This window comes from Pseudomonas sp. GW821-FHT12A04 (genome assembly GCF_058807755.1).
Map to the genome: position 1 here is coordinate 135,746 of NZ_JBXAQZ010000012.1, position 20,202 is coordinate 155,947.

The following is a 20,202-nucleotide window of genomic DNA, read 5'->3' on the forward strand; positions in this document are numbered from 1 at the left end:
TGGCGAGGGAGCAAGCTCCCTCGCCACAAATGATTTCAGACAGTCTTCGCCATCCGGCTCGCAACCAGCGCCCAGCCAAACAACAACACGCAGAGAATGAGCAATGGCCACGAACGCCATTCCAGGTACGGCGTGAGGTTGTGCATCGGCACCACTTCGCCATACAGGATGCCGCGTTCGAACTGCGGGATCTGATCGGTAATCTGACCGAACGGGTTGATCAGGCCGGACACGCCGTTGTTGGTGGCGCGGATCATCCAGCGGCCAGCCTCCAGCGCACGCATCTGCGCCATCTGCAGGTGTTGCAGCGGACCGATGGAGGTGCCGAACCAGGTGTCGTTGCTGATGGTCAGCAACAGGTCGCTGCGGGCGGCGAGGCTGGCGGCGAATTCCGGGTACACCACTTCATAACAGATGTACGGCGCGATCTGATAACCCTTGGCTTGCAGCAGCGGCTGGTCAGATGGTCCGCGGGCAAAGTCCGACATCGGCAGATCGAAGAAGGCGATCAGCCCGCGCAACAGATCCTCCAGCGGAACATATTCACCAAACGGCACCAGTTTTTGCTTGAGGTAGGTGCCGTCGCCTTCGCCGACAACGGTGATGCCATTGAAGAAGCGCTTCTCGTGGTGGACCTCCATGCGGACCGGGACGCCGGTAATCAGCGCCGATTTACGCTCGGCCGCGAAGCTGCCCATCATGTTCAGGTAGCCCTCGGCGGACTCCTTGAGCACCGGGATCGCCGTTTCCGGCCAGATGAGAAGGTCGACTCGCCTGGAGCTGAAACTCATGTCGCGATACAGCGCCAGTTGCGCGTTGAGCTGCGTCGGGTCCCACTTCATGCTTTGTTCGATGTTGCCCTGGATGGCGGCGACGCTCAGTGGCGGGCCTGAAGGGCTGGTCCAGGCATGATGTTTGAGGGCCATGCCGAGCAGCCATGGCCCGACCAGCAGCAATGCACCGGCTGCGATGAAGCCTTTGCGCCCCGTGCGAACCAGGCGAAAGCCGTTGTAGATCAATGCAGCTGTCAGGGCCAGGGTGAAGGAAATCAGCCACATCCCGCCGACAGGCGCGAGCCCGGCCAGCGGGCCATCGAGCTGGCTGTACCCGGAATACAGCCACGGGAAGCCTGTCAGGAACCAGCCGCGGAAGGCTTCCTGGCCGACCCACAGCGCTGCGAAGGCCAGGGCGTCGGCCAGCGGCGCTTCATTTCGGCGAAGCCAGCGCGCCCATATCCAGGCGGGCAGGGCAAAGAACCAGGCAATTGCCGCCGTGAAGAGCAGCATCAGGAAACCGGCCAGCAATACCGACGCGCCGCCGAAGTGGTGAATGCTGTAGTAGATCCAGCTGGTGCCGGCACCGAACAGGCCGAAACCGAAACACCAGCCGCGACCCAAGGCCTGACGTGGGCTCAGTTCGCGCAAGCCGGCATAGAACAGGCCTACGGCGAGCAGTGCCAGTGGCCAGATATCGAACGGCGCCAGGGCCAGAGTGGTGATTGCACCGGCCGCCACGGCCAGCAGGTTACCGGGCCAGCCGGGGCGGGTTGTCCAGCGCATTTCAATCCTTAGCGAGCAATGGGCGTCAGGCGAAGCAAGTGAATCCGACGGCTGTCGGCGTTCAGGATGCGGAAGCGGTACGGGCCGATTTCCGTGATTTCGTTACGTTTTGGCAAATGCCCGAACGCGCTCATCACCAGGCCGCCAACGGTGTCGAATTCGTCGTCGGAGAACTCGCTGTCGAAAAATTCGTTGAAATTCTCGATCGGTGTCAGGGCCTTGATCAGGAAATCACCGCTGGGCAGCGGCTTGATGTAGCTGTCTTCTTCGACGTCGTGTTCGTCTTCGATGTCGCCGACGATCTGTTCCAGCACGTCTTCGATGGTCACCAGGCCTGCCACGCCGCCGTACTCGTCAATGACGATGGCCATGTGGTTGTGGTTGGCGCGAAACTCGCGCAGCAGCACGTTAAGGCGCTTGGACTCAGGCACGAAGGTGGCTGGGCGCAGGAGGTCCTTGATGTTGAAGCTGTCGCCGTTCTCCCTGAGGATCAACGGCAGCAAGTCCTTGGCCAGCAACACGCCCATCACGTCATCATGGCTTTCGCCGATCACCGGGTAGCGGGAGTGGGCCGAGTCGACCACGGCAGGCAGGAACTCGCGCGGTGTCTGGGTCGCCTTGATGCTGACCATCTGCGAGCGCGGGACCATGATGTCCCGGACCTGCAAGTCAGCCACCTGGATGGCGCCTTCGACGATGGCCAGCGCTTCACTGTCCAGCAGTTTGTTCTGGTGTGCATCGCGCAGCAGCTCCAGCAACTCCTGGCGGTTTTTCGGCTCGTGGGCAAAAGCCTGGGTGAGTTTACCCAGCCATGACTTCTGCCCGTTGCTCGATCGATCTTCGCTCATAGCGATTACTCTGAATCCTTTGTTGTTTCGGTAGGGAATGCGTCGGTTTCGTCGTCCGCGTACGGATCGGGAAAGCCCAGTTCTGCAAGCAACGTTCGTTCCAGTGCTTCCATTTCTTCGGCTTCTTCGTCATCAATATGGTCGTAACCAAGCAGATGCAAGCAGCCGTGAATCACCAGATGCGCCCAATGGGCCTTGAGCTCCTTGCCCTGTTCAGCGGCTTCGCGCTCGACCACGGCCACGCAGATCACCAGATCGCCCAGCAGCGGGATGTCGAGGAACTCATCCGGCACGTCGGCCGGGAATGACAAGACGTTAGTTGCGTAGTCCTTTTGCCGCCAGGTGTGGTTCAGCTCGCGTCCTTCGGCTTCGTCGACCAGACGAATGGTCATCTCCGAGTCGGCGGTGCGCTGGCGCAGGGCCAGTTCGCACCACTGGCGGAACTCGGCCTCGCTGGGGGCGCAGGCTTCGGTAGCGATTTGCAGGTCAAGCTCAAGCATCGCGGCGGCTATCCTTGGCGGCGGCATCATCGGCCGCTTTGGTTTCGAAGCGCTCGTAGGCTTCGACGATGCGCTGTACCAGTGGATGGCGCACGACGTCCTTGGGCTGGAAGTGGGTGAAGCTGATCCCCGGCACATCCTTGAGCACTTCAATCACGTGGTGCAGGCCGGACTTGGTGCCGCGTGGCAGGTCGACCTGGGTGATGTCCCCGGTGATGACGGCCGTGGAGCCGAAGCCGATCCGGGTCAGGAACATCTTCATTTGCTCGACCGTGGTGTTCTGGCTTTCGTCGAGAATGATGAAGCTGTTGTTCAGCGTGCGGCCGCGCATGTAGGCCAGCGGCGCGACTTCGATCACCTGGCGCTCGATCAGCTTGGCGACGTATTCGAAGCCGAGCATTTCGTAGAGCGCGTCGTAGAGCGGGCGCAGGTACGGGTCGATTTTTTGCGACAGGTCGCCGGGCAGGAAGCCGAGTTTTTCACCCGCTTCGACCGCCGGACGAACCAGCAGGATGCGGCGAATCTGCTCGCGCTCCAGTGCATCCACCGCGCAGGCGACAGCCAGGTAGGTCTTGCCGGTACCGGCCGGGCCGATGCCGAAGTTGATGTCGTTACCGAGGATTTCCTTCACGTAGCGCAGCTGATTCAAGCCGCGTGGGCGAATCATGCCTTTCTTGGTGCGCAGGGCGACGGACGGTTCGGCGGGGGAGTGGTTGTCCAGCTGCTCGACGGCCGATTCCTGCAGGAACAGGTGCACCATGTCCGGCGACAGCTCGGTACCCTTGGTTTCCCGGTACAGGCGGCGCAGGAGGTTTTCCGCGGAGGTGGTGTGTTTGGGTTCGCCGATCAGCTCGAACTGGTTTCCGCGATTGCGGATCTCGATGGTCAGGCGCTGTTCGATCAAGCGCAAATGCTCGTCGAATTGCCCGCACAGATTGGCGAAGCGGCGAGCTTCAAAAGGCTCGAGGATGAAACGATGTGGTTCTATGGGTGCGTTCAAGGTCGTATTTAGCCGCCCTGGGGCAATGGTGATGAGTTCAAGGATAGCGCCAGTGGCGTGGGTGCGAAAGCTCTTAAATAAGATGCAGGAATTTGGCACTTAAACTGTGGCGAGGGGGCTTGCCCCCGTTCGACTGCGAAGCAGTCGCAAAATCTTGGGACCGCTTCGCGATCCAGCGGGGGCAAGCCCCCTCGCCACAAAAGCTCCCACAGTGGAATGCAGTGTTACTGGATCAGCGAGCCCCGCAGCGAGTGCGGCTGCGCGGCATCGATGTGCACGTCCGCGAACTGGCCGATCAGGGTCGGATTGTCGCAGCGGAAGTTGACGATACGATTATTCTCGGTCCGGCCTTGGAGCTCGCCCGGGTCTTTTTTCGAGTAATCGGTCACCAGGATTCGCTGGATCGAGCCGACCATTTGTCGGCTGATCTCGAAACCTTGCTGGTTCAAGCGATGCTGCAGGGCATTCAGACGTTCTTTCTTCAGCTCTTCCGGCGTGTCATCGGCCAGATCGGCGGCCGGTGTGCCCGGGCGCTGGCTGTAGACGAACGAGTAGGAAAAGTCGAAGCCGACGTCGGCAATCAGCTTCATGGTTTGCTCGAAGTCTTTCTCGGTCTCGCCGGGGAAGCCGACGATGAAGTCCGAGCTGATGCAGATTCCCGGCACGGCGGCGCGCAGTTTGCGCAGTTTGGATTTGTATTCAAGCGCGGTGTGGTTGCGTTTCATCGCCGCGAGGATGCGGTCCGAGCCCGATTGCACCGGCAAGTGCAGGTGCTTGACCAGCTCCGGCACGTCGGCGTGGGCCTGGATCAGGCTGTCGGAGAACTCCAGCGGGTGCGACGTGGTGTAGCGGATGCGGTCGATGCCATCGACCGCAGCGACCACGCGGATCAGCTCGGCCAGGTCGGCCAGGCGCCCGTCATGGGTGAGGCCGCGATAGCCGTTGACGTTCTGCCCCAGCAGCGTCACTTCCCGCACGCCGTTTTCGGCCAGGTGAATGATCTCGGCAATCACGTCGTCGAACGGCCGGCTGACCTCTTCACCGCGGGTGTAGGGCACCACGCAGAACGTGCAGTACTTGCTGCAACCTTCCATCACCGACACGTAAGCGCTCGGGCCGTCGATGCGGGGCTCGGGCAAGTGGTCGAACTTTTCGATTTCCGGGAACGAGACGTCGACTTGCGGCAGCTTGCTGATGCGCGCGGCGTCGATCATTTCCGGCAGGCGGTGCAGGGTCTGCGGGCCGAAGACAACGTCGACGTACGGCGCGCGATCGCGAATGGCCGCGCCTTCCTGGCTGGCCACGCAACCGCCGACGGCGATCACCATGTCCGGGTTGGCCAGCTTCAGTTCGCGCCAGCGGCCGAGCTGGGAGTAGACACGATCCTGGGCACGTTCGCGGATCGAGCAGGTGTTGAGCAGGATCACGTCGGCGTCTTCAGCGCGAGCGGTGACTTCCAGGGCCTGATGTTCGCCCAGCAGATCGACCATGCGCGAGCTGTCGTACTCGTTCATCTGGCAACCGTGGGTTTCGATGTAAAGCTTCTTGGCCATGGAATAGAGTCATCACGTGATTCAAAGAACCGCGCATTATAGGGAACATGTACCCAGGTTCCTACCGCTGCGCGTCCGATGGCTATGCTATAGTTCGCGCCCTCATTTTTATCCCCCGATGTGTTTCGCCCACCATGACCAAACGTGAAGCTCCAATCTACAAGGTGATTTTCCTCAATCAGGGCCAGGTGTTCGAAATGTACGCCAAGCAGATCTATCAAAGTGATCTGTGGGGCTTTCTGGAAGTGGAAGAGTTCGTCTTTGGCGAGCGCACGCAAGTGGTCGTCGATCCGAGCGAAGAAAAGCTCAAGGCTCAGTTCGAAGGCGTAGTGCGCAGTTTTGTGCCGATGCATTCGATCGTGCGTATCGATGAAGTCGAGCGAATGGGAACACCGAAAATCAGCGAAGCCCGTGGCGCGGTCGGCAATGTCATGCCGTTTCCGATGCCGATGCCTGAGAAGTAAGGCTCAAGACCGGGTCGCCCCCAATCGCGAGCAAGCTCGCTCCCACAGTTGACCGAGTTCTCACATGGGAATGCAGTCGGATGTGGGAGCGAGCTTGCTCGCGATTGGGCCAGTCAGAACAACACGGAAGTCAGGGCAGTGGCGCGAACGGCGTACGCCCATCGGCGCTCTGCAATTCCATCAGGTATTTACGGAAGATTTGCCCGAGCACCTGGGTAGCAAGCTCCAGTTCTTCGCGGGGCATCTTTTCGGTGACTTCGTCGGCGGTGTCCAGGGCCTCTTCGGCGCCGTTGACCGCCGCCATCTTCAGCAGGATGTACGCCTGAACGTTATTGGCCGGCACGCCTTCGCCGTGGAAGAACATGGTGCCGAGTTTGAATTGTGCCTGGGCGTGGCCTTGCAGCGAGGCTTTTTCGAAATAGCTCAGGGCTTGATTGAGGTCGCGCGGCGTGTTTTTGCCTTCGTAGTAGAACTCACCCAACTCGTATTGCGCTTGCGCATCCCCTTCTTCCGACGCTTTCTGGCAGGCGGCGAGCGCCTGTTCCAGGTCTTGCGGCTGGGTATTGAGGGTGCAGCGACCCATCGCTGGGATTAACAACGAGTTGCCGCCTGCTTGTGCGTGCGCGAGCAGGGGCTGAAGAAGCAACAGGCAGCCCAGTGCAAGGGTGCGGCCGGTGCGGTTCATGGGAATCGACTTACCTCTGAAGGGCGCGCGGACCCATCGAGGGATCCAATAAGCGCGCATTATGAAATAAGCAGGGCCAACCTTACAAAGTCTTTACTCGTTTTTCTGCTGCACGGGAAATTTATCGCCCACTTTGCGGGGGATTATTAGCAGATGAGTAGGAAAAATCGTGGGAGCGTAGGCGAAAGCTGACGCTGGCAAGGGCCAGCGTCAGCATTTGAACGTTACTTCAAGGCCGCGAAGGCGCGCTCGGCGGCGTCCAGGGTCAGCTTCAGTTCAGCTTCGCCGTGGGCGATCGAAGTGAAACCGGCTTCGAATGCGCTCGGTGCCAGATACACGCCACCTTCGAGCATCAGGTGGAAGAAGCGGCCGAACAGGGCTGCGTCGCTGGCCATGACGTCATCGAAGGTGACGATGTCGTCGGCACCGCTGAAGTACAGGCCGAACATGCCGCCGGCCTGGGTGGTCACGAACGGAATGCCGGCCGCATCGGCGCGCTGTTGCAGGCCGTCGAGCAGGCGAGAGGTGTAGTCGGTCAGCTCGGCGTGGAAGCCCGGGCGGCTGATCAGGCGCAGGGTGGTCAGGCCGGCGGCCATCGCCAGCGGGTTACCGGACAGCGTGCCGGCCTGGTACACCGGGCCCAGCGGGGCGATGCGCTGCATGATTTCGCGCTTGCCGCCGAAGCAGCCAACCGGCATGCCGCCACCGATGATCTTGCCGAAGGTGGTCAGGTCCGGCGTCACGCCGTAGTACGCCTGGGCACCGCCGAGGGCGACACGGAAACCGGTCATCACTTCGTCGAAAATCAGCACCACGCCGTGCTTGTCGCACAGGGTCCGCAGGCCTTCGAGGAAACCCGGTGCCGGCGGCACGCAGTTCATGTTGCCGGCCACTGGCTCGACGATGATGCAGGCCACGTCCTGGCCGACTTCGGCGAGCATGGTTTCTACCGCGTCGATGTCGTTGAACGGCAGGGTCAGGGTGTGTTTGGCGAACGCTGCCGGTACACCGGCCGAGCTCGGTACGCCTTGGGTCAGTGCGCCGGAACCGGCCTTGACCAGCAGGCTGTCGGAGTGACCGTGGTAGCAGCCTTCGAACTTGATGATGCTGTCGCGGCCGGTGAAGCCACGGGCCAGGCGAATGGCGCTCATGGTCGCTTCGGTGCCGGAGCTGACCATGCGCACCATTTCCATCGACGGTACGAGGGAGCAGACCAGGTCGGCCATCTGCGTTTCCATCTCGGTCGGGGCGCCGTAGGACAGGCCGTGCTCAAGCTGTTTGCGCACGGCGTCCAGCACGTCCGGGTGGCTGTGGCCGAGAATCATCGGACCCCAGGAACCGACGTAATCCACATAACGCTTGTTGTCTTCGTCGGTGACGTAGGCGCCTTCGGCGTGCTTGAAGAACAGTGGCGTGCCGCCGACGCTCTTGAACGCGCGAACCGGCGAGTTCACGCCACCGGGAATGTGTTTCTGGGCATTGGCAAACAGCGTTTCGGAACGAGACATGATCGGGCTCTCAGACTTTTAGTAATTCATTGAATGCGCGGGCGCGGCGGGTTACTTCAGCCGTGCTCTCGGCGCCAAACAGGCCATGCACCACGGCCAGCAGGTCGATACCATGGGCCACCAGCGGCGCGGCGTTTTCCAGGGTGATGCCGCCGATCGCGCAGATCGGCAGGTGCAGTTTGCTGCGTGCCTGGTCGAGCAGGTCGAGACTGCAGGTCGGGGCGCCGGGTTTGGTGTTGGAATTGAAGAAGCGGCCGAACGCGACGTAGCTGGCGCCTTCTTTGACGGCCTGTTCGGCGAGGTCGAGTTGCGCATGGCAGGTCGAACCGATGATTGCATCGCGACCCAGCAGGGCGCGGGTCGGAGACAATGGACCATCAGTTTGACCCAAGTGCACGCCGACATTCAGGCGTGCGGCCAACTCAGCGTCATCATTGATGATCAACCGGGTGTTGTAGCGTTCGCATAAATCACGCAAGGCTTCGGCTTCGCGCAGACGACGGGCTTCGTCACTGCTCTTGTCGCGGTATTGCAGCAAGGTGACGCCGCCTTCCAGCGCCGCCTCCACGTACTTGAGCAGCTTACCGTCCAGCAAATGGCTGTCGGTAATGGCGTACAGGCCACGTAGTTTCATCGGACAAGCCTCACCGCATTACAAATAGAAGTTACGAGCAGAAATCCAGTGGCAAGCGGCGCGGCACGAACTGGCCTTTGCCTAGTTGCTCGGCATCACGCAGGGTGCGCCATGTGTAGTTAAGCGCGGTCTGCACGGCACTGGCGAGGTTTTCGCCCTGGGCCAGACGACCGGCCAGCGCACTGGCCAGGGTGCAACCGGAACCGTGATAACTGCCCGGCAAACGCTGGCAGGTAAAGGTTTCGCGCAGACCGTCGCGGCTGTAGAGGCGATTGTGGATTTCGGTTTCGTCGCCATGGCCGCCGGTGATCAGCAGGTGTTTGACGAACGGCAGGAGTTTTTCTGCGCACTCGTCCGCGGTGCCTTCGGGCAGTTCGGCGAGGATGCGGGCTTCGGGAAGGTTGGGGGTCGCAATGATCGAAAGGGGCAGCAGGCGTTCGCGCATGGCGTAGCCGACTTCGTCCTTGCCCAGGCGTCCGCCGCCACCGGCGCGCAGCACCGGGTCGCAGACCACCGGCAAGTGCGGGTGCGCCGAAAGCAGTTCGACCACGGTGTCGACCATTTCCAGGGAACCGAGCATGCCCAGTTTGACGGCGGCGACTTCGGAGTCGTTGAGCACGGCATTGGCCTGGGCCAGTACCCACTCACGGTCCAGGACGCGGAAGTCAGTGACATTGACGGTGTCTTGCACGGTCAGGGCGGTGACGGCCGGAGCCGCATGGCAACCCTGTGCGAGCAGGGCTTCGATATCTGCCTGCAAGCCGGCGCCACCACTTGGGTCGTGGCCGGAGAGACAGAGGACAACGGGGCGAGAGCTGTAGATATTCATGGTGCGCGAGCTTACCACCAAACCTGTTTTTCGGGTGTTGTGGCAGTGTGTTTGGTCGATACATTGTGGCGAGGGGGCTTGCCCCCGTTGGGCAGCGAAGCGGCCCCAGTGACCCGTCAGGTTCATCGAGTCGGCTGGTTTTACGACTGCTTCGCAGCCGAACGGGGGCAAGCCCCCTCGCCACAGTGATATTCCTGTCATTGATAATCGTTCGTTGGTGTTGCTGGAACGCCCGTTCTAGAGCCTTTGTAGGAAAAATTTCTGTGGTTCTCATTGGCCATCAACGGCTATGCTAGAGTGGATCCAAACCAATAACAGGTGATACCGGTTTTACGTCTGCTCAAAAGGAATGGGGGGCTTCCTGACAGAACCGGACAGGCCACGCTGGGGCTTCAATGCGCTATTTGCTGATGTTGCTGTTGTGTTTGCCCCTCCTGGCAAACGCCGTCGAGTTCGATGAGTTCACTCAAAGCCTCCCCTTGGGCCGAACCCTGCAGGTCTATGAGGACGCAGGTGGTCAGGCGACCATCGCGGATATCCGTGCGCAAGCGGCGGCCGGCAACTTCAAGCCGCACCACAAAGATACGCTTAACGCCGGGTACTCGCGTTCGGTGTTCTGGCTGAAAATCGACCTGCATTACCGTCCAGCCAATCCGGCGGCGCAAAGGACCTGGCTGCTGGAACTGGCCTATCCGCCCCTCGATCATCTCGATCTCTATTTGCCCGATGCGGCCGGCAACTATCAGTTGGTCAGGCAGACCGGCGATGCCTTGCCCTTCGCCAGCCGCGAGATTCGTCAGAACAACTATCTGTTCGACCTGACGTTCAAGCCGGACCAGGCCGAAACCGTATTCATGCGCTTGCAAAGCGAAGGCTCGATCCAGGCGCCGGTAACCTTGTGGTCGAGCACCGCCTACCTCGAAGAGCAGCCCGTGCGCCTCTACGTACTGGGGCTGATCTACGGCGTACTGCTGGGGATGCTGGTCTACAACCTGTTCATCTACCTCAGCGTGCGCGACACCAGTTACCTCTACTACATCTTTTATATCGCCTCGTTCGGCTTGTATCAGCTGTCGGTAAACGGTGCGGCCGTGCAGTATTTCTGGCCGGACAATCCGTGGTGGGCCAACGCTGCGACGCCGTTTTTCATCGGTTGTGCGGGGCTGTTCGGCAGTCAGTTCGCCCGCAGTTTCCTGCAGATGGCTACCCACAGTCGCTGGCTTGACCGCTTGTTGCTGGCGCTGGTTGCCTTCAGTGCGCTGGTGATCGGCCTGTCATTGATGACCAGCTATGCCCTGGCCTTGCGCCTGGCCACGGCCCTGGCGCTGACATTCACCGTGGTGATTTTTGCCGCCGGGATCTTTGCCTGGCTGCGGGGCCTGCGGGTGGCGCGGTATTTCATCATTGCCTGGTCGGCGTTTTTACTCGGTGGCATCGTCAATACGCTGATGGTGCTTGGATACCTGCCGAACGTGTTCCTGACCATGTATTCCAGTCAGATCGGCTCGGCCATCGAAGTGGCGTTGCTGTCCCTGGCGCTGGCCGACCGCATCAACGCGATGCGCGAGCAGCAGGCTCAAACCCTGTTCGACGCCAGCCAGAAGCTTGAAGTCCTCAACCAGCAACTGGCTCACAGTAACAAGCTCAAGGACGAGTTCCTTGCCACCCTGACCCACGAATTGCGCACGCCCATGAATGGTGTGATCGGTTCACTGGAGCTGATGCAGACGGTCGAGATGGACCCGGAACTCGAGTACTACCAGCAGACGGCTTCGGGGTCGGCGCGGGACATGATGCGCATGGTCAACGGCATCCTCACCCTCACCGAACTGCAGGCCGGCAAACTCAAGGCCTCGGCCGACACCTTCAGCTTGCGTGGCGTGGTCGAGGCACTGCGCACGCAGTTCGAGGGCAACGCATCGAGCAAGTCGCTGGACTTCAAGGTCGATGTCGCGCCAGGTGTGCCGGATCGCTTGCTCGGCGACAACGTCAAGATCGCGCAGTGCCTGGAATGCCTGCTGGATAACGCCATCAAGTTCACAAAGGTCGGCGGTCTGGCGCTGCGGGTGACCGGCAGGACCATCGAGCCCGACCGGCTGGCGTTGACCTTTGCGGTGATCGACACGGGCATTGGTTTCACAGATCTAGGGGAGGCCACGATGTATCAACGGTTCTTCCAGCTCGATGGCTCGATGACCCGTGAATACGGTGGCCTGGGGGTTGGCCTGGCGATTTGCCGACAGTTGGTCGAATTGCTCGGTGGACGACTGACTCATCGCTCCGAGCCAGGGCGCGGCAGCCGGTTTCAGCTGGATGTGGAAGTCGGGTTGCCGGCGGCCGAACGTCCGGTGACGCCGTTGATGACCCGGGATTTTCCGCGCCTGCGCTTGCCCCAGGATTGCGCCGTGCTGTTGGTGGATGACAACGGCATCAGCCAGTTGGTGATGCGCGGCATGTTGCTCAAGCTGGGCTTTCGCGTTCGTACAGCCAACAACGTCGATGTCGCGCTCGATCTGTTGCAGCGCGAAGTGTTTGACGCGGTGCTGGTCGATTGTCAGTTGCCGCTGCCGGACGGTGAGTCGGTGTGCTGCCGGATCCGCGCGTTACCCGGTTATGCCGAGCTGCCGTTGTTCATGATCGCCCTGAGCGGTGACCGTGAGCGCTGCCCGACCGGCGCAGTGATTGATCACTTGAGCAAACCGGTGAAATTCGAAGACTTGCAGGCCGCGCTCTACCGCCGTGTGCTCTGCCCGAAACAGGGCGAAAGCGCCGACAGTTAGGCGTATATGACACTTTGATCGGCCGAGGTGCGGTGCTTAACTGAAGTCCCTTGGCCGACCAAAGGAGCCCTGTCATGAACCTGCATCAGTTCGCCGAAACCCACGAAGTCACCAACCAGCCACCGTCACTGGACGGCGCCAACCTGTACCGCATCGACTTGCCGTTGCAGGAATGGTCGCGGCGCTTCGGGGCCGGTTGGGCCGAATCGCGGATCGACGCCTATGGCGCGCTGGCCGGTGGCCCGTTGATGGAAGCCGGGTTCCTGGCCAATCAGAACAAGCCGGTGTTCAACAGTCATGACCGGTTTGGTCATCGCATTGATCTGGTGGAGTTTCATCCGGCCTATCATCAATTAATGCGCACGGCGGTCGAACACGGCCTGACCTCGCTGCCCTGGGCGCACCCGCAGGACGGCGCCCATGTCGCCCGCGCGTCCATGACCTATTTGCACAGCCAGGCCGAGGCCGGCAGTGGATGTCCGCTGACCATGACCTTCGCCAGCGTTCCGGCCATGCGCCTGCAACCGGACCTGGCGCAAAAGTGGCTGCCGAAAATCCTCGCCACCGAATACGACCCGCGCAATGTCGGCATGGTCCACAAGGCCGGAGTCACCATCGGCATGGCCATGACCGAGAAGCAGGGTGGTACCGACGTGCGGGCCAATACCACCAAGGCCTATCCGGTCGGCGCCAGCGGTCCGGGCCAGGCCTATGAACTTGTGGGGCACAAGTGGTTTTGCTCGGCGCCGATGTGCGACGCCTTCCTGACACTGGCGCAGACCGACAAGGGCCTGACCTGTTTCCTGTTGCCGCGCCATCGTCCGGACGACACGCGCAATCAGTTCTATATCCAGCGCCTGAAGAACAAGCTCGGCAACTGCTCCAACGCTTCCAGCGAAGTGGAGTTCCGTGGAGCATTGGCGTGGATGGTCGGTGAAGAGGGCCGTGGCGTTCCGACGATCATCGAAATGGTCGCCATGACCCGCTTCGATTGCATGGTCGGTTCCAGTTCGCTGATGCGTCAGGCGCTGACCCAGGCCAGCCATCACTGCGCTCACCGATCGGTTGGCGGCAAACTGCTCAGCGAACAGCCGTTGATGCAGAACGTGCTGGCGGATCTGGCGCTGGAAAGCGAAGCGGCCCTGGCGTTGAGCCTGCGCATGGGCCGGGCGCTGGATCATCTGGATGATTCGCAGGAAGCCAAATTCGCCCGCCTGGTGACGGCGGTGGGCAAGTACTGGATCTGCAAACGGGCGCCGGCGATGATCAACGAAGCGGCCGAATGCATGGGCGGCGCGGGTTATGTCGAAGACAGCATCCTGCCGCGGCTTTACCGCGAGGCACCGGTGAATTCGACCTGGGAAGGCTCCGGTAATGTGCAGTGCCTCGACGTGCTGCGTGCCCTGTCGAAAGAACCAGGCGTGCTCGATGCGCTGTTCAGCGAGTTGGGCGATGGCCATGGCGACAAGCGCCTGGCTGCGCACATCCATCAATTGCAGGCGGCCTTCAAGGACACCAGCGACATCCAGTACCGCGCCCGGCAACTGACCGAAGACATTGCCCTGGGGCTGCAGGCGAAGCTGTTGCTGGAAGCCGGGAATGCGGTGGTCAGTGATGCGTTTATTGCCAGTCGCCTGGATGGCGGCGGCCGAGTGTATGGCGCGTTACCACGAGGGCTGGACGTGGAAGCGATTGTCGCGCGCTCGACTCCTCAAGGCTTCTGATCAGCGCCGTAAACTCCTGTGGGAGCGAGCTTGCTCGCGATGACGGATCAACATTCAACAGTGATGTTGACTGATGCGCCGCTATCGCGAGCAAGCTCGCTCCCACAGTTGTTCTCTGTACTCAGTCAATGCCACTGTTCCCGTGAAGCGACGATGCAGGCAAGATGAAGGTCTGCAAGTCAGAACACAGGATGCTGATCGTGACCGAAGCTTTTATTGTCGTTCAAACCGCCGAGCAAGCCGTGGATCGGCTTGCACTCTTGCACAATCGTGCAACCACCGCGCTGAGCCAGGCGCTCAAGCGTTACCTCAAGGATCGCGTCGAGCCCGATGCAGAACAGCGCTCGATGTTCCGCTATCCCGAATTGCGCCTGACCTATCACTGCCAGGGCGAAGTCCCGCAGACCACCCGTGCCTACGCCAAGGTCCAGCTGCCGGGCACCTACAGCGTCACCGTCACCCATCCCTCGGCTTTCCGTAAATACCTGCTGGAGCAGCTCGTTCCGCTGATGCACGACTTCACCGTGACCGTGGAAGTCGGTGTCAGCCAGCAGAACATCCCGTATCCGTATGTGGTCGAGCAGGGTGATGAGCTGGCGGGTTCCGGTGTCACTGCCCCCGTGCTGGCGCGGGTGTTCCCGAGTACCGACCTGTCGGCGGCGACCGACGGCATTGCCGACGGTCTGTACGATTGGGAAAACACCGACCCGCTGCCCCTGGCGCTGTTCGATGCCGCGCGGGTGGATTTCTCCCTGCGCCGACTGGTGCATTACACCGGCAGCGACTGGCGGCATGTGCAGCCGTGGATTCTGCTGACCAACTATCACCGCTACGTGGATCAGTTCATCGTCCATGGTCTGGAGCAACTGCGCAACGATCCGCGTTTCGTGCGCATGGTGCTGCCGGGCAACGTGATCATCGAAAAGAGCATGGATCACGGCGAAGCCTCGGCGATTGCCGCCGGGGTGGTCTGGCACCGCTACCAGATGCCGGCCTATCACCTGATTGCCAGCGATGGCCACGGCGTGACCCTGGTGAACATCGGTGTCGGCCCGTCCAACGCCAAGAACATCACCGACCACCTGGCCGTGCTGCGCCCGCACTGCTGGCTGATGATCGGTCACTGCGGCGGCCTGCGTCAGTCGCAGACCATTGGCGACTACGTGCTGGCCCACGCCTACATGCGTCGCGACGGGATTCTCGACCGGGTGGTGCCACCGAACATTCCGATTCCAGCCCTGGCCGAAGTGCAGATGGCGCTTCAGCAAGCGGCGGCCAACGTCACCGGCGAGAAGGGCGACGAACTGAAGAAACGCCTGCGTACCGGCACCGTGCTGACCTACGACGACCGTAACTGGGAGCTGCGCTGGGCGCAGGAACGGCCGCTGATCAACCTGTCCCGCGCCGTGGCGGTGGACATGGAAAGCGGCACCATTGCCGCGCAGGGTTATCGCTTGCGAGTGCCGTACGGCACGTTGCTGTGCGTCTCGGACAAGCCGCTGCACAGCGAAATCAAGTTGCCGGGCTCGGCCAACGCTTTCTATGAGCGCGCGGTCAGCCAGCACCTGAAGATCGGTATCGAGGCGGTGGATCTGTTGCGCACCGAACTCAACTCACTGCACTCGCGCAAACTGCGCAGCTTCGACGAGCCGCCGTTCCGCTAACGGTTTGTCATGGTCATTTGGCGGTCAGGGCACTAGCATTAGCAGCCCTGACCGTTAGATGTTGTTTTGCCCATGTCGCGTCCATCTCGTCCACCTTCCCGTCGCCCCGGCGCGAAACCATCCCCATCAGCCCCGCGCCGTGTCGCCAAGGCGCCACCAGCCGAGCCGAAGCTGATCCTGTTCAACAAACCTTTCGATGTGCTGACGCAATTCAGCGACGGCGAAGGGCGCGCGACCCTCAAGGATTACATCGATGTGCCGGGAATCTATCCGGCCGGACGACTGGACCGCGACAGCGAAGGCTTGTTGCTACTGACCAACGACGGCCAGCTTCAGGCGCGGATCGCCGACCCGAAACACAAGCTGGCCAAGACCTATTGGGTGCAGGTCGAGGGCGAGCCGAACACCGAACAGTTGCAGCGCTTGCGCGACGGCGTCGAATTGAATGACGGCATGACCTTGCCCGCCGAGGCACGGCAACTGGACGAGCCTGAGCTGTGGCCACGCAATCCACCGGTTCGCTTTCGTAAAAGCGTGCCGACCAGCTGGCTGGAGTTGGTGATTCGCGAAGGGCGCAACCGGCAGGTGCGGCGCATGACCGCTGCGGTCGGGTTGCCGACCTTGCGCCTGGTGCGAGTCAGGATCGGCGACTGGACGATCGAAGGGCTCGATCAGGGACAGTGGAAAGAAGTACCGGCGCGCTTATAAAGTGCCGGATTCGATCAGGCCGATGACCACACTTTTGATCACGAATGCAGCAACACCAAGGCCGAGCACGAAGAACAGAATGAACGAGCCAAAGCGCCCGGCCTTGGACTTCTTCGCCAGATCCCAGACGATGAAACCCATGAAAATGATCAGGATCGTGACCAGTCCGGTCATCATCCACTCTTCGAATACTGCAGGATCCATCGAACATCTCCAGCACAGGCGAGGCTAAAAGGGCGCGGCGAGTATACGCCGCACTGGCTTCGTGCAGTATTGACCTGCGTCGGTGTGTCGCAGTCATTCGTCGCCTGTGCCGGCCCCATCGCGAGCAAGCTCGCTCCCACAAAGTTTTGTGTTGACCGCAGTATCGTGATCCATACAAAACCTGTGGGAGCGAGCTTGCTCGCGATGGCGTCCTCAGCTGCGCAGATGAGTCAAAGGCAGTTCGGTGCTGTTCAACACCTGATTCAACACAAAACTCGATCGCACGCTGGTCACGCCTTCAATCCGCGTCAGATGCCCCAGCAGCAGTTTCTGGTAGTGATCCATGTCCGGCACCACGACCTTGAGCTGATAGTCGGCATCCATCCCGGTCACCAGGCTGCATTCGAGCACTTGGGGCAGGGTGCGGATGGCCGCTTCGAAATTCTCGAAACGCTCCGGCGTGTGACGGTCCATGCCGATCAGCACGTAAGCGGTCAGGCTCAGGCCCAGCATCTTGCGGTCGAGCAGGGCGACCTGGCGGGAAATGTAGCCGTCGTCTTCCAGTTGCTTGACCCGCCGCGAGCACGGCGAAGGCGAAAGGCCGATGCGCTCGGCCAGCTCCTGGTTGGAGATGCGTGCGTCGCGCTGCAATTCCGCCAGAATACTCAGGTCGTAACGGTCGAGCTTGCTCATCAATCGGTCCTTTGTCGTAACTATTGCGGAGGATTATGTATCTAGGGTTAAAAATTGCGCAAGTGATGTTTAATTCAGCAATCTTCGCAATCCTCTGCCGGCGCTCCCGGCCTATTCTTATCACCAGAATCACTGCTCGGACAAACAGTCCAGTGCGGCTCGCCGAATCAGGCCCGCCGCGGTCGCCACCCCCACCGGGGATGTGCCGGCCCCCGAGCTACACACTGTCCAGAAGACGGCGTGAGGTGAGCCGACGCCACAAGTGTCGAGCCAGGACGAAGTTCTCTAAAGGGAGGCCGACGGGTCTCCCTTTTTTCTTGCGTGGAATTTGACCCGCTGGCCTCAATAAATAAGTTGCGTGACAGATAACCTGTCGCAGAACCGGCCAGCGCTTTCCCAGTCTTAAGTACAGGCCCTTACCCGCAATGAGGTAAAGCATGAAATCGCGCATCTGGCGTTTGGCCGGTGTTGGTTTGTTGTGTGTCTGTGTCTCGGTGCAAACGATGGCCGATGAGCCGCAAAACCGTGGCCATGATGGCGGGCAACGCGGCCAGGGTGGGCATCAGGGCGATAACCAGGGCCGTGGTGGCGGTGACCAGCCGCATCCGCAAAACGGCCAGCAGCAGAATCAGCCCCGGGCGCAGAACAAGGACAACCGCCAGAAAGAGCACGGCGGCCAGAATCAACGTCAGGACAATGACCAGAGGCAGAGCCGTCCAGCACCGGATTTCAACAGCCAGGTGCGCTCGCCGCCGCCACCGCCGCAGATGCCGGCCACTGACATGCCAATCCAGCCCCGGCCCGACACCGTGCGCCAGACCCAGGAGCCGCAGCGCGGTTACTACCAGGACCAGCCACGTCGTAACGATGACAAACAGCGCTGGAGTGGTTACACCGTCGCACCGTCCTATGACAATCACGGGCAGGGGCGCCCGAGTGGGCGCGGCAACGGCTGGGGGCCTGGCCCCAGGTATCGTCCCGGTCATGTGATCGACCGCTTTCCCGAGCGCGACTACCGCGTGCCTTACCGTGGCATGGATTACTTCTATTCCGGTGGCTACTGGTATCGCCCGCTGGGCCCGCGTTACGTGGTGGTGCAGCCACCGCGCGGGATTCGTGTCAGGTACCTGCCCGATTACGCCGAGCAGGTATGGATCGGCGGGGCGCTGCTGTTCCTGGCGGCCGGTTCCTATTACGCCTATCAGCAAAGCACTCAGGATTACGTCGTGGTCGAACCGCCGGTTGGCCAACCGCAACCACCCGCTGGCAACAGCGGTTATGACGTGGAGGCGTATCCAGCCAACGGTCAGTCGCCGGAGCAGGTCAGTCGGGATGGTTACGAGTGTTATCAATACGCGGTGCAGCAGAGTGGTTTCGATCCACGAACCGCCACCTACCAGCCAGACCCGTCGGTGGTGCAAGCCTACCGACAGGCCCAGGGTAACTGCCTGAGCAGTCGCGGTTATCAGGTGACTTACTGATCCCGCGCGGCTTTCACCACTTCCTGCGGGTCGGCGTGCACCAGCACTTCGGCCCGCGGGTAGGCGGTGTGAATGGCGGCGGCAGCCTGATCGCTGATGCCATGGGCAACGGATAGCGTCAGCTCCCCCGGCAACTCCAGATGCAACTGCACAAACCACTGGTTGCCGGAGATCCGCGTGCGCAGGTCATGGGCACCCAATACGCCGGGGACGCTGCACGCCAATTCCAGCATGTGCTGGCTGACCTCCGGCGGCAGTTCTTCATCCATCAACACGGCGAAGCTCTCCCGAGCGATCTGCACCGCGCTCCACAGAATGTAGGCAGCGATCCCCAGGCCGAACCAGGGGTCGACCTGATGCAGTCCAAACCCGGCCAACACCAGCGCGATCAGAATGCTGCCGTTGAGCAGCATGTCCGAGCGGTAGTGCAGGGAGTCGGCGCGCACCGCGTTGGAGCCGGTGGCCTTGACCACCCGATGTTGAAACATCAACAACGCCAGGGTCAGCACGAGGGAAAACACGATCACGCCGATACTGATCCACGGCGCGCCCACGGGCTCGGGATGCTTCAACCGATCGTAGGCCTGCAACGCGATCAGTACCGCACTGCCGCCGATGAACAACGCCTGGGCCATGCCCGCCAATGACTCGGCCTTGCCGTGCCCGTAGCGATGATCATTGTCGGCGGGGCGCAGGGCGTAATGCACCGCCAGCAGGTTGAGCAATGACGTGACGCCGTCGAGTGTCGAGTCGGTGAGCCCGGCGAGCATGCTCACCGAGCCGCTCAACCACCAGGCGATGGCTTTGGCGACGATCAGGATGCATGCCACCGCCACCGAGGCACGGGTCGCCAGCCGCAGCAGGCGGGCGTGTTCGGAGCTGGAGGTCATAGGGGCCATCGTTCCTTGAAGAGTCCTTTCGCGCGTAGGGATTTACGCGGCGGGTTGCAGGCCGAACATCGCCAGTTGCTGGGCGTTGCCTTTGCTCTGGATCAGGCGTGGATCGTCCAGCGGGAAGCTGCGACCCAGTTCGCTTTCCAGAATAGTCTGCAACTTGCGGTTATCGACTTTGCCGTCGGCGCCGATGGCTTCCTTGAGTTTTTCCGGTGCAACCTGGGCAGTCTCTCCCGGTGCGTAGTAAATCGCGCCGGTGGCGAAGTCCACGGCAAACGCAATCAGGCCGGGGATGATGTAGAACAGCAGGCCCACGGCGTCGAGCGCGGCGATGGCCGGGTCGATCTTGCCTTCGATCTGGCCACGGCGATCCGGGTAGAAGATCGAACCGCAGGCGGTCACTTGAGTCAGCAAGGTTGCGACCAGAACACCGCCAATCAGGCGAAAGGGAGCACGCATATGAAATCTCCTGGGT

Annotated in this window: 19 protein-coding genes; 6 read left to right on the forward strand and 13 right to left on the reverse strand. The window is 61.3% G+C overall.

Annotated elements, in window-relative coordinates:
* Nucleotides 1–35: 35 nt before the first annotated feature.
* From lnt to miaB, 5 genes are all read right to left on the reverse strand, one after another.
* Nucleotides 36–1,559, reverse strand: coding sequence for an apolipoprotein N-acyltransferase (lnt, locus tag AC1RS8_RS19670; RefSeq protein ID WP_489339279.1), 1,524 nt, complete (start codon nt 1,557–1,559; stop codon nt 36–38).
* Between the two features lie 8 nt (nt 1,560–1,567).
* A complete protein-coding gene (locus tag AC1RS8_RS19675; protein ID WP_046028710.1) occupies nt 1,568–2,407 on the reverse strand; it encodes a CorC family transporter in 840 nt (279 codons plus the stop codon).
* A gap of 5 nt (nt 2,408–2,412) precedes the next feature.
* Entirely contained in the window at nt 2,413–2,907 is a 495-nt protein-coding gene (ybeY, locus tag AC1RS8_RS19680) for an rRNA maturation RNase YbeY (protein WP_057713168.1), read from the reverse strand.
* Complete coding sequence (locus tag AC1RS8_RS19685; RefSeq protein WP_008022966.1) at nt 2,900–3,907, reverse strand: PhoH family protein; 1,008 nt, start codon at nt 3,905–3,907, stop codon at nt 2,900–2,902. The genes ybeY and AC1RS8_RS19685 overlap by 8 nt, the downstream gene beginning before the upstream one ends.
* A 224-nt stretch (nt 3,908–4,131) precedes the next feature.
* Entirely contained in the window at nt 4,132–5,460 is a 1,329-nt protein-coding gene (gene miaB, locus AC1RS8_RS19690) for a tRNA (N6-isopentenyl adenosine(37)-C2)-methylthiotransferase MiaB (protein WP_015096961.1), read from the reverse strand.
* 134 nt (nt 5,461–5,594) lie between these two features.
* Here miaB and AC1RS8_RS19695 point away from each other — a divergent pair, with 134 nt between their 5' ends.
* Nucleotides 5,595–5,924, forward strand: coding sequence for a DUF1820 family protein (locus tag AC1RS8_RS19695; protein ID WP_008052403.1), 330 nt, complete (start codon nt 5,595–5,597; stop codon nt 5,922–5,924).
* A gap of 130 nt (nt 5,925–6,054) precedes the next feature.
* On the opposite strand, the gene AC1RS8_RS19700 is transcribed toward AC1RS8_RS19695, so the two are convergent.
* The 4 genes from AC1RS8_RS19700 to AC1RS8_RS19715 form a co-directional block, all read right to left on the reverse strand.
* Nucleotides 6,055–6,609 (reverse strand): tetratricopeptide repeat protein, encoded by a 555-nt coding sequence (locus tag AC1RS8_RS19700; protein ID WP_057713169.1) that lies wholly within the window; start codon nt 6,607–6,609, stop codon nt 6,055–6,057.
* A gap of 224 nt (nt 6,610–6,833) precedes the next feature.
* Entirely contained in the window at nt 6,834–8,117 is a 1,284-nt protein-coding gene (gene hemL, locus AC1RS8_RS19705; protein ID WP_489339278.1) for a glutamate-1-semialdehyde 2,1-aminomutase, read from the reverse strand.
* 10 nt (nt 8,118–8,127) lie between these two features.
* A complete protein-coding gene (gene thiE, locus AC1RS8_RS19710) occupies nt 8,128–8,751 on the reverse strand; it encodes a thiamine phosphate synthase (protein WP_489339277.1) in 624 nt (207 codons plus the stop codon).
* Nucleotides 8,752–8,782: 31 nt separating this feature from the next.
* Complete coding sequence (locus tag AC1RS8_RS19715; RefSeq protein WP_057713171.1) at nt 8,783–9,580, reverse strand: hydroxymethylpyrimidine/phosphomethylpyrimidine kinase; 798 nt, start codon at nt 9,578–9,580, stop codon at nt 8,783–8,785.
* A 395-nt stretch (nt 9,581–9,975) separates the two neighbouring features.
* On the opposite strand from AC1RS8_RS19715, the gene AC1RS8_RS19720 reads away from it, so the two are divergent.
* From AC1RS8_RS19720 to AC1RS8_RS19735, 4 genes are all read left to right on the forward strand, one after another.
* On the forward strand, nt 9,976–12,360 hold the full coding sequence (locus AC1RS8_RS19720; protein WP_489339276.1) for a 7TM diverse intracellular signaling domain-containing protein: 2,385 nt from the start codon (nt 9,976–9,978) through the stop codon (nt 12,358–12,360).
* Between the two features lie 74 nt (nt 12,361–12,434).
* Nucleotides 12,435–14,084: an acyl-CoA dehydrogenase family protein gene (locus AC1RS8_RS19725; RefSeq protein ID WP_489339275.1), complete on the forward strand. Its 1,650-nt coding sequence runs from the start codon at nt 12,435–12,437 to the stop codon at nt 14,082–14,084.
* A 164-nt stretch (nt 14,085–14,248) separates the two neighbouring features.
* Complete coding sequence (gene amn, locus AC1RS8_RS19730) at nt 14,249–15,748, forward strand: AMP nucleosidase (RefSeq protein WP_223500225.1); 1,500 nt, start codon at nt 14,249–14,251, stop codon at nt 15,746–15,748.
* Nucleotides 15,749–15,820: 72 nt separating this feature from the next.
* Nucleotides 15,821–16,456, forward strand: a complete 636-nt coding sequence (locus tag AC1RS8_RS19735; RefSeq protein ID WP_340314685.1) for a pseudouridine synthase — start codon at nt 15,821–15,823, stop codon at nt 16,454–16,456.
* Here the strand turns inward: AC1RS8_RS19735 and AC1RS8_RS19740 are convergent.
* Nucleotides 16,451–16,660: a DUF2788 domain-containing protein gene (locus tag AC1RS8_RS19740; RefSeq protein ID WP_008022976.1), complete on the reverse strand. Its 210-nt coding sequence runs from the start codon at nt 16,658–16,660 to the stop codon at nt 16,451–16,453. The two genes, AC1RS8_RS19735 and AC1RS8_RS19740, sit on opposite strands and share 6 nt — an antisense overlap.
* Nucleotides 16,661–16,873: 213 nt before the next feature.
* Nucleotides 16,874–17,353, reverse strand: a complete 480-nt coding sequence (locus AC1RS8_RS19745; protein ID WP_007937367.1) for an Lrp/AsnC family transcriptional regulator — start codon at nt 17,351–17,353, stop codon at nt 16,874–16,876.
* 437 nt (nt 17,354–17,790) lie between these two features.
* Here AC1RS8_RS19745 and AC1RS8_RS19750 point away from each other — a divergent pair, with 437 nt between their 5' ends.
* Nucleotides 17,791–18,834 carry a DUF6515 family protein gene (locus AC1RS8_RS19750; RefSeq protein ID WP_489339274.1) on the forward strand — a complete coding sequence of 348 codons (1,044 nt, stop codon included), beginning with the start codon at nt 17,791–17,793 and terminating at the stop codon, nt 18,832–18,834.
* Here AC1RS8_RS19750 and AC1RS8_RS19755 read toward each other — a convergent pair.
* Complete coding sequence (locus AC1RS8_RS19755; RefSeq protein ID WP_349736274.1) at nt 18,828–19,724, reverse strand: cation diffusion facilitator family transporter; 897 nt, start codon at nt 19,722–19,724, stop codon at nt 18,828–18,830. The genes AC1RS8_RS19750 and AC1RS8_RS19755 overlap by 7 nt on opposite strands.
* 42 nt (nt 19,725–19,766) lie before the next feature.
* Nucleotides 19,767–20,186, reverse strand: a complete 420-nt coding sequence (locus AC1RS8_RS19760; protein ID WP_057713177.1) for a hypothetical protein — start codon at nt 20,184–20,186, stop codon at nt 19,767–19,769.
* Between the last annotated feature and the right edge of the window lie 16 nt (nt 20,187–20,202).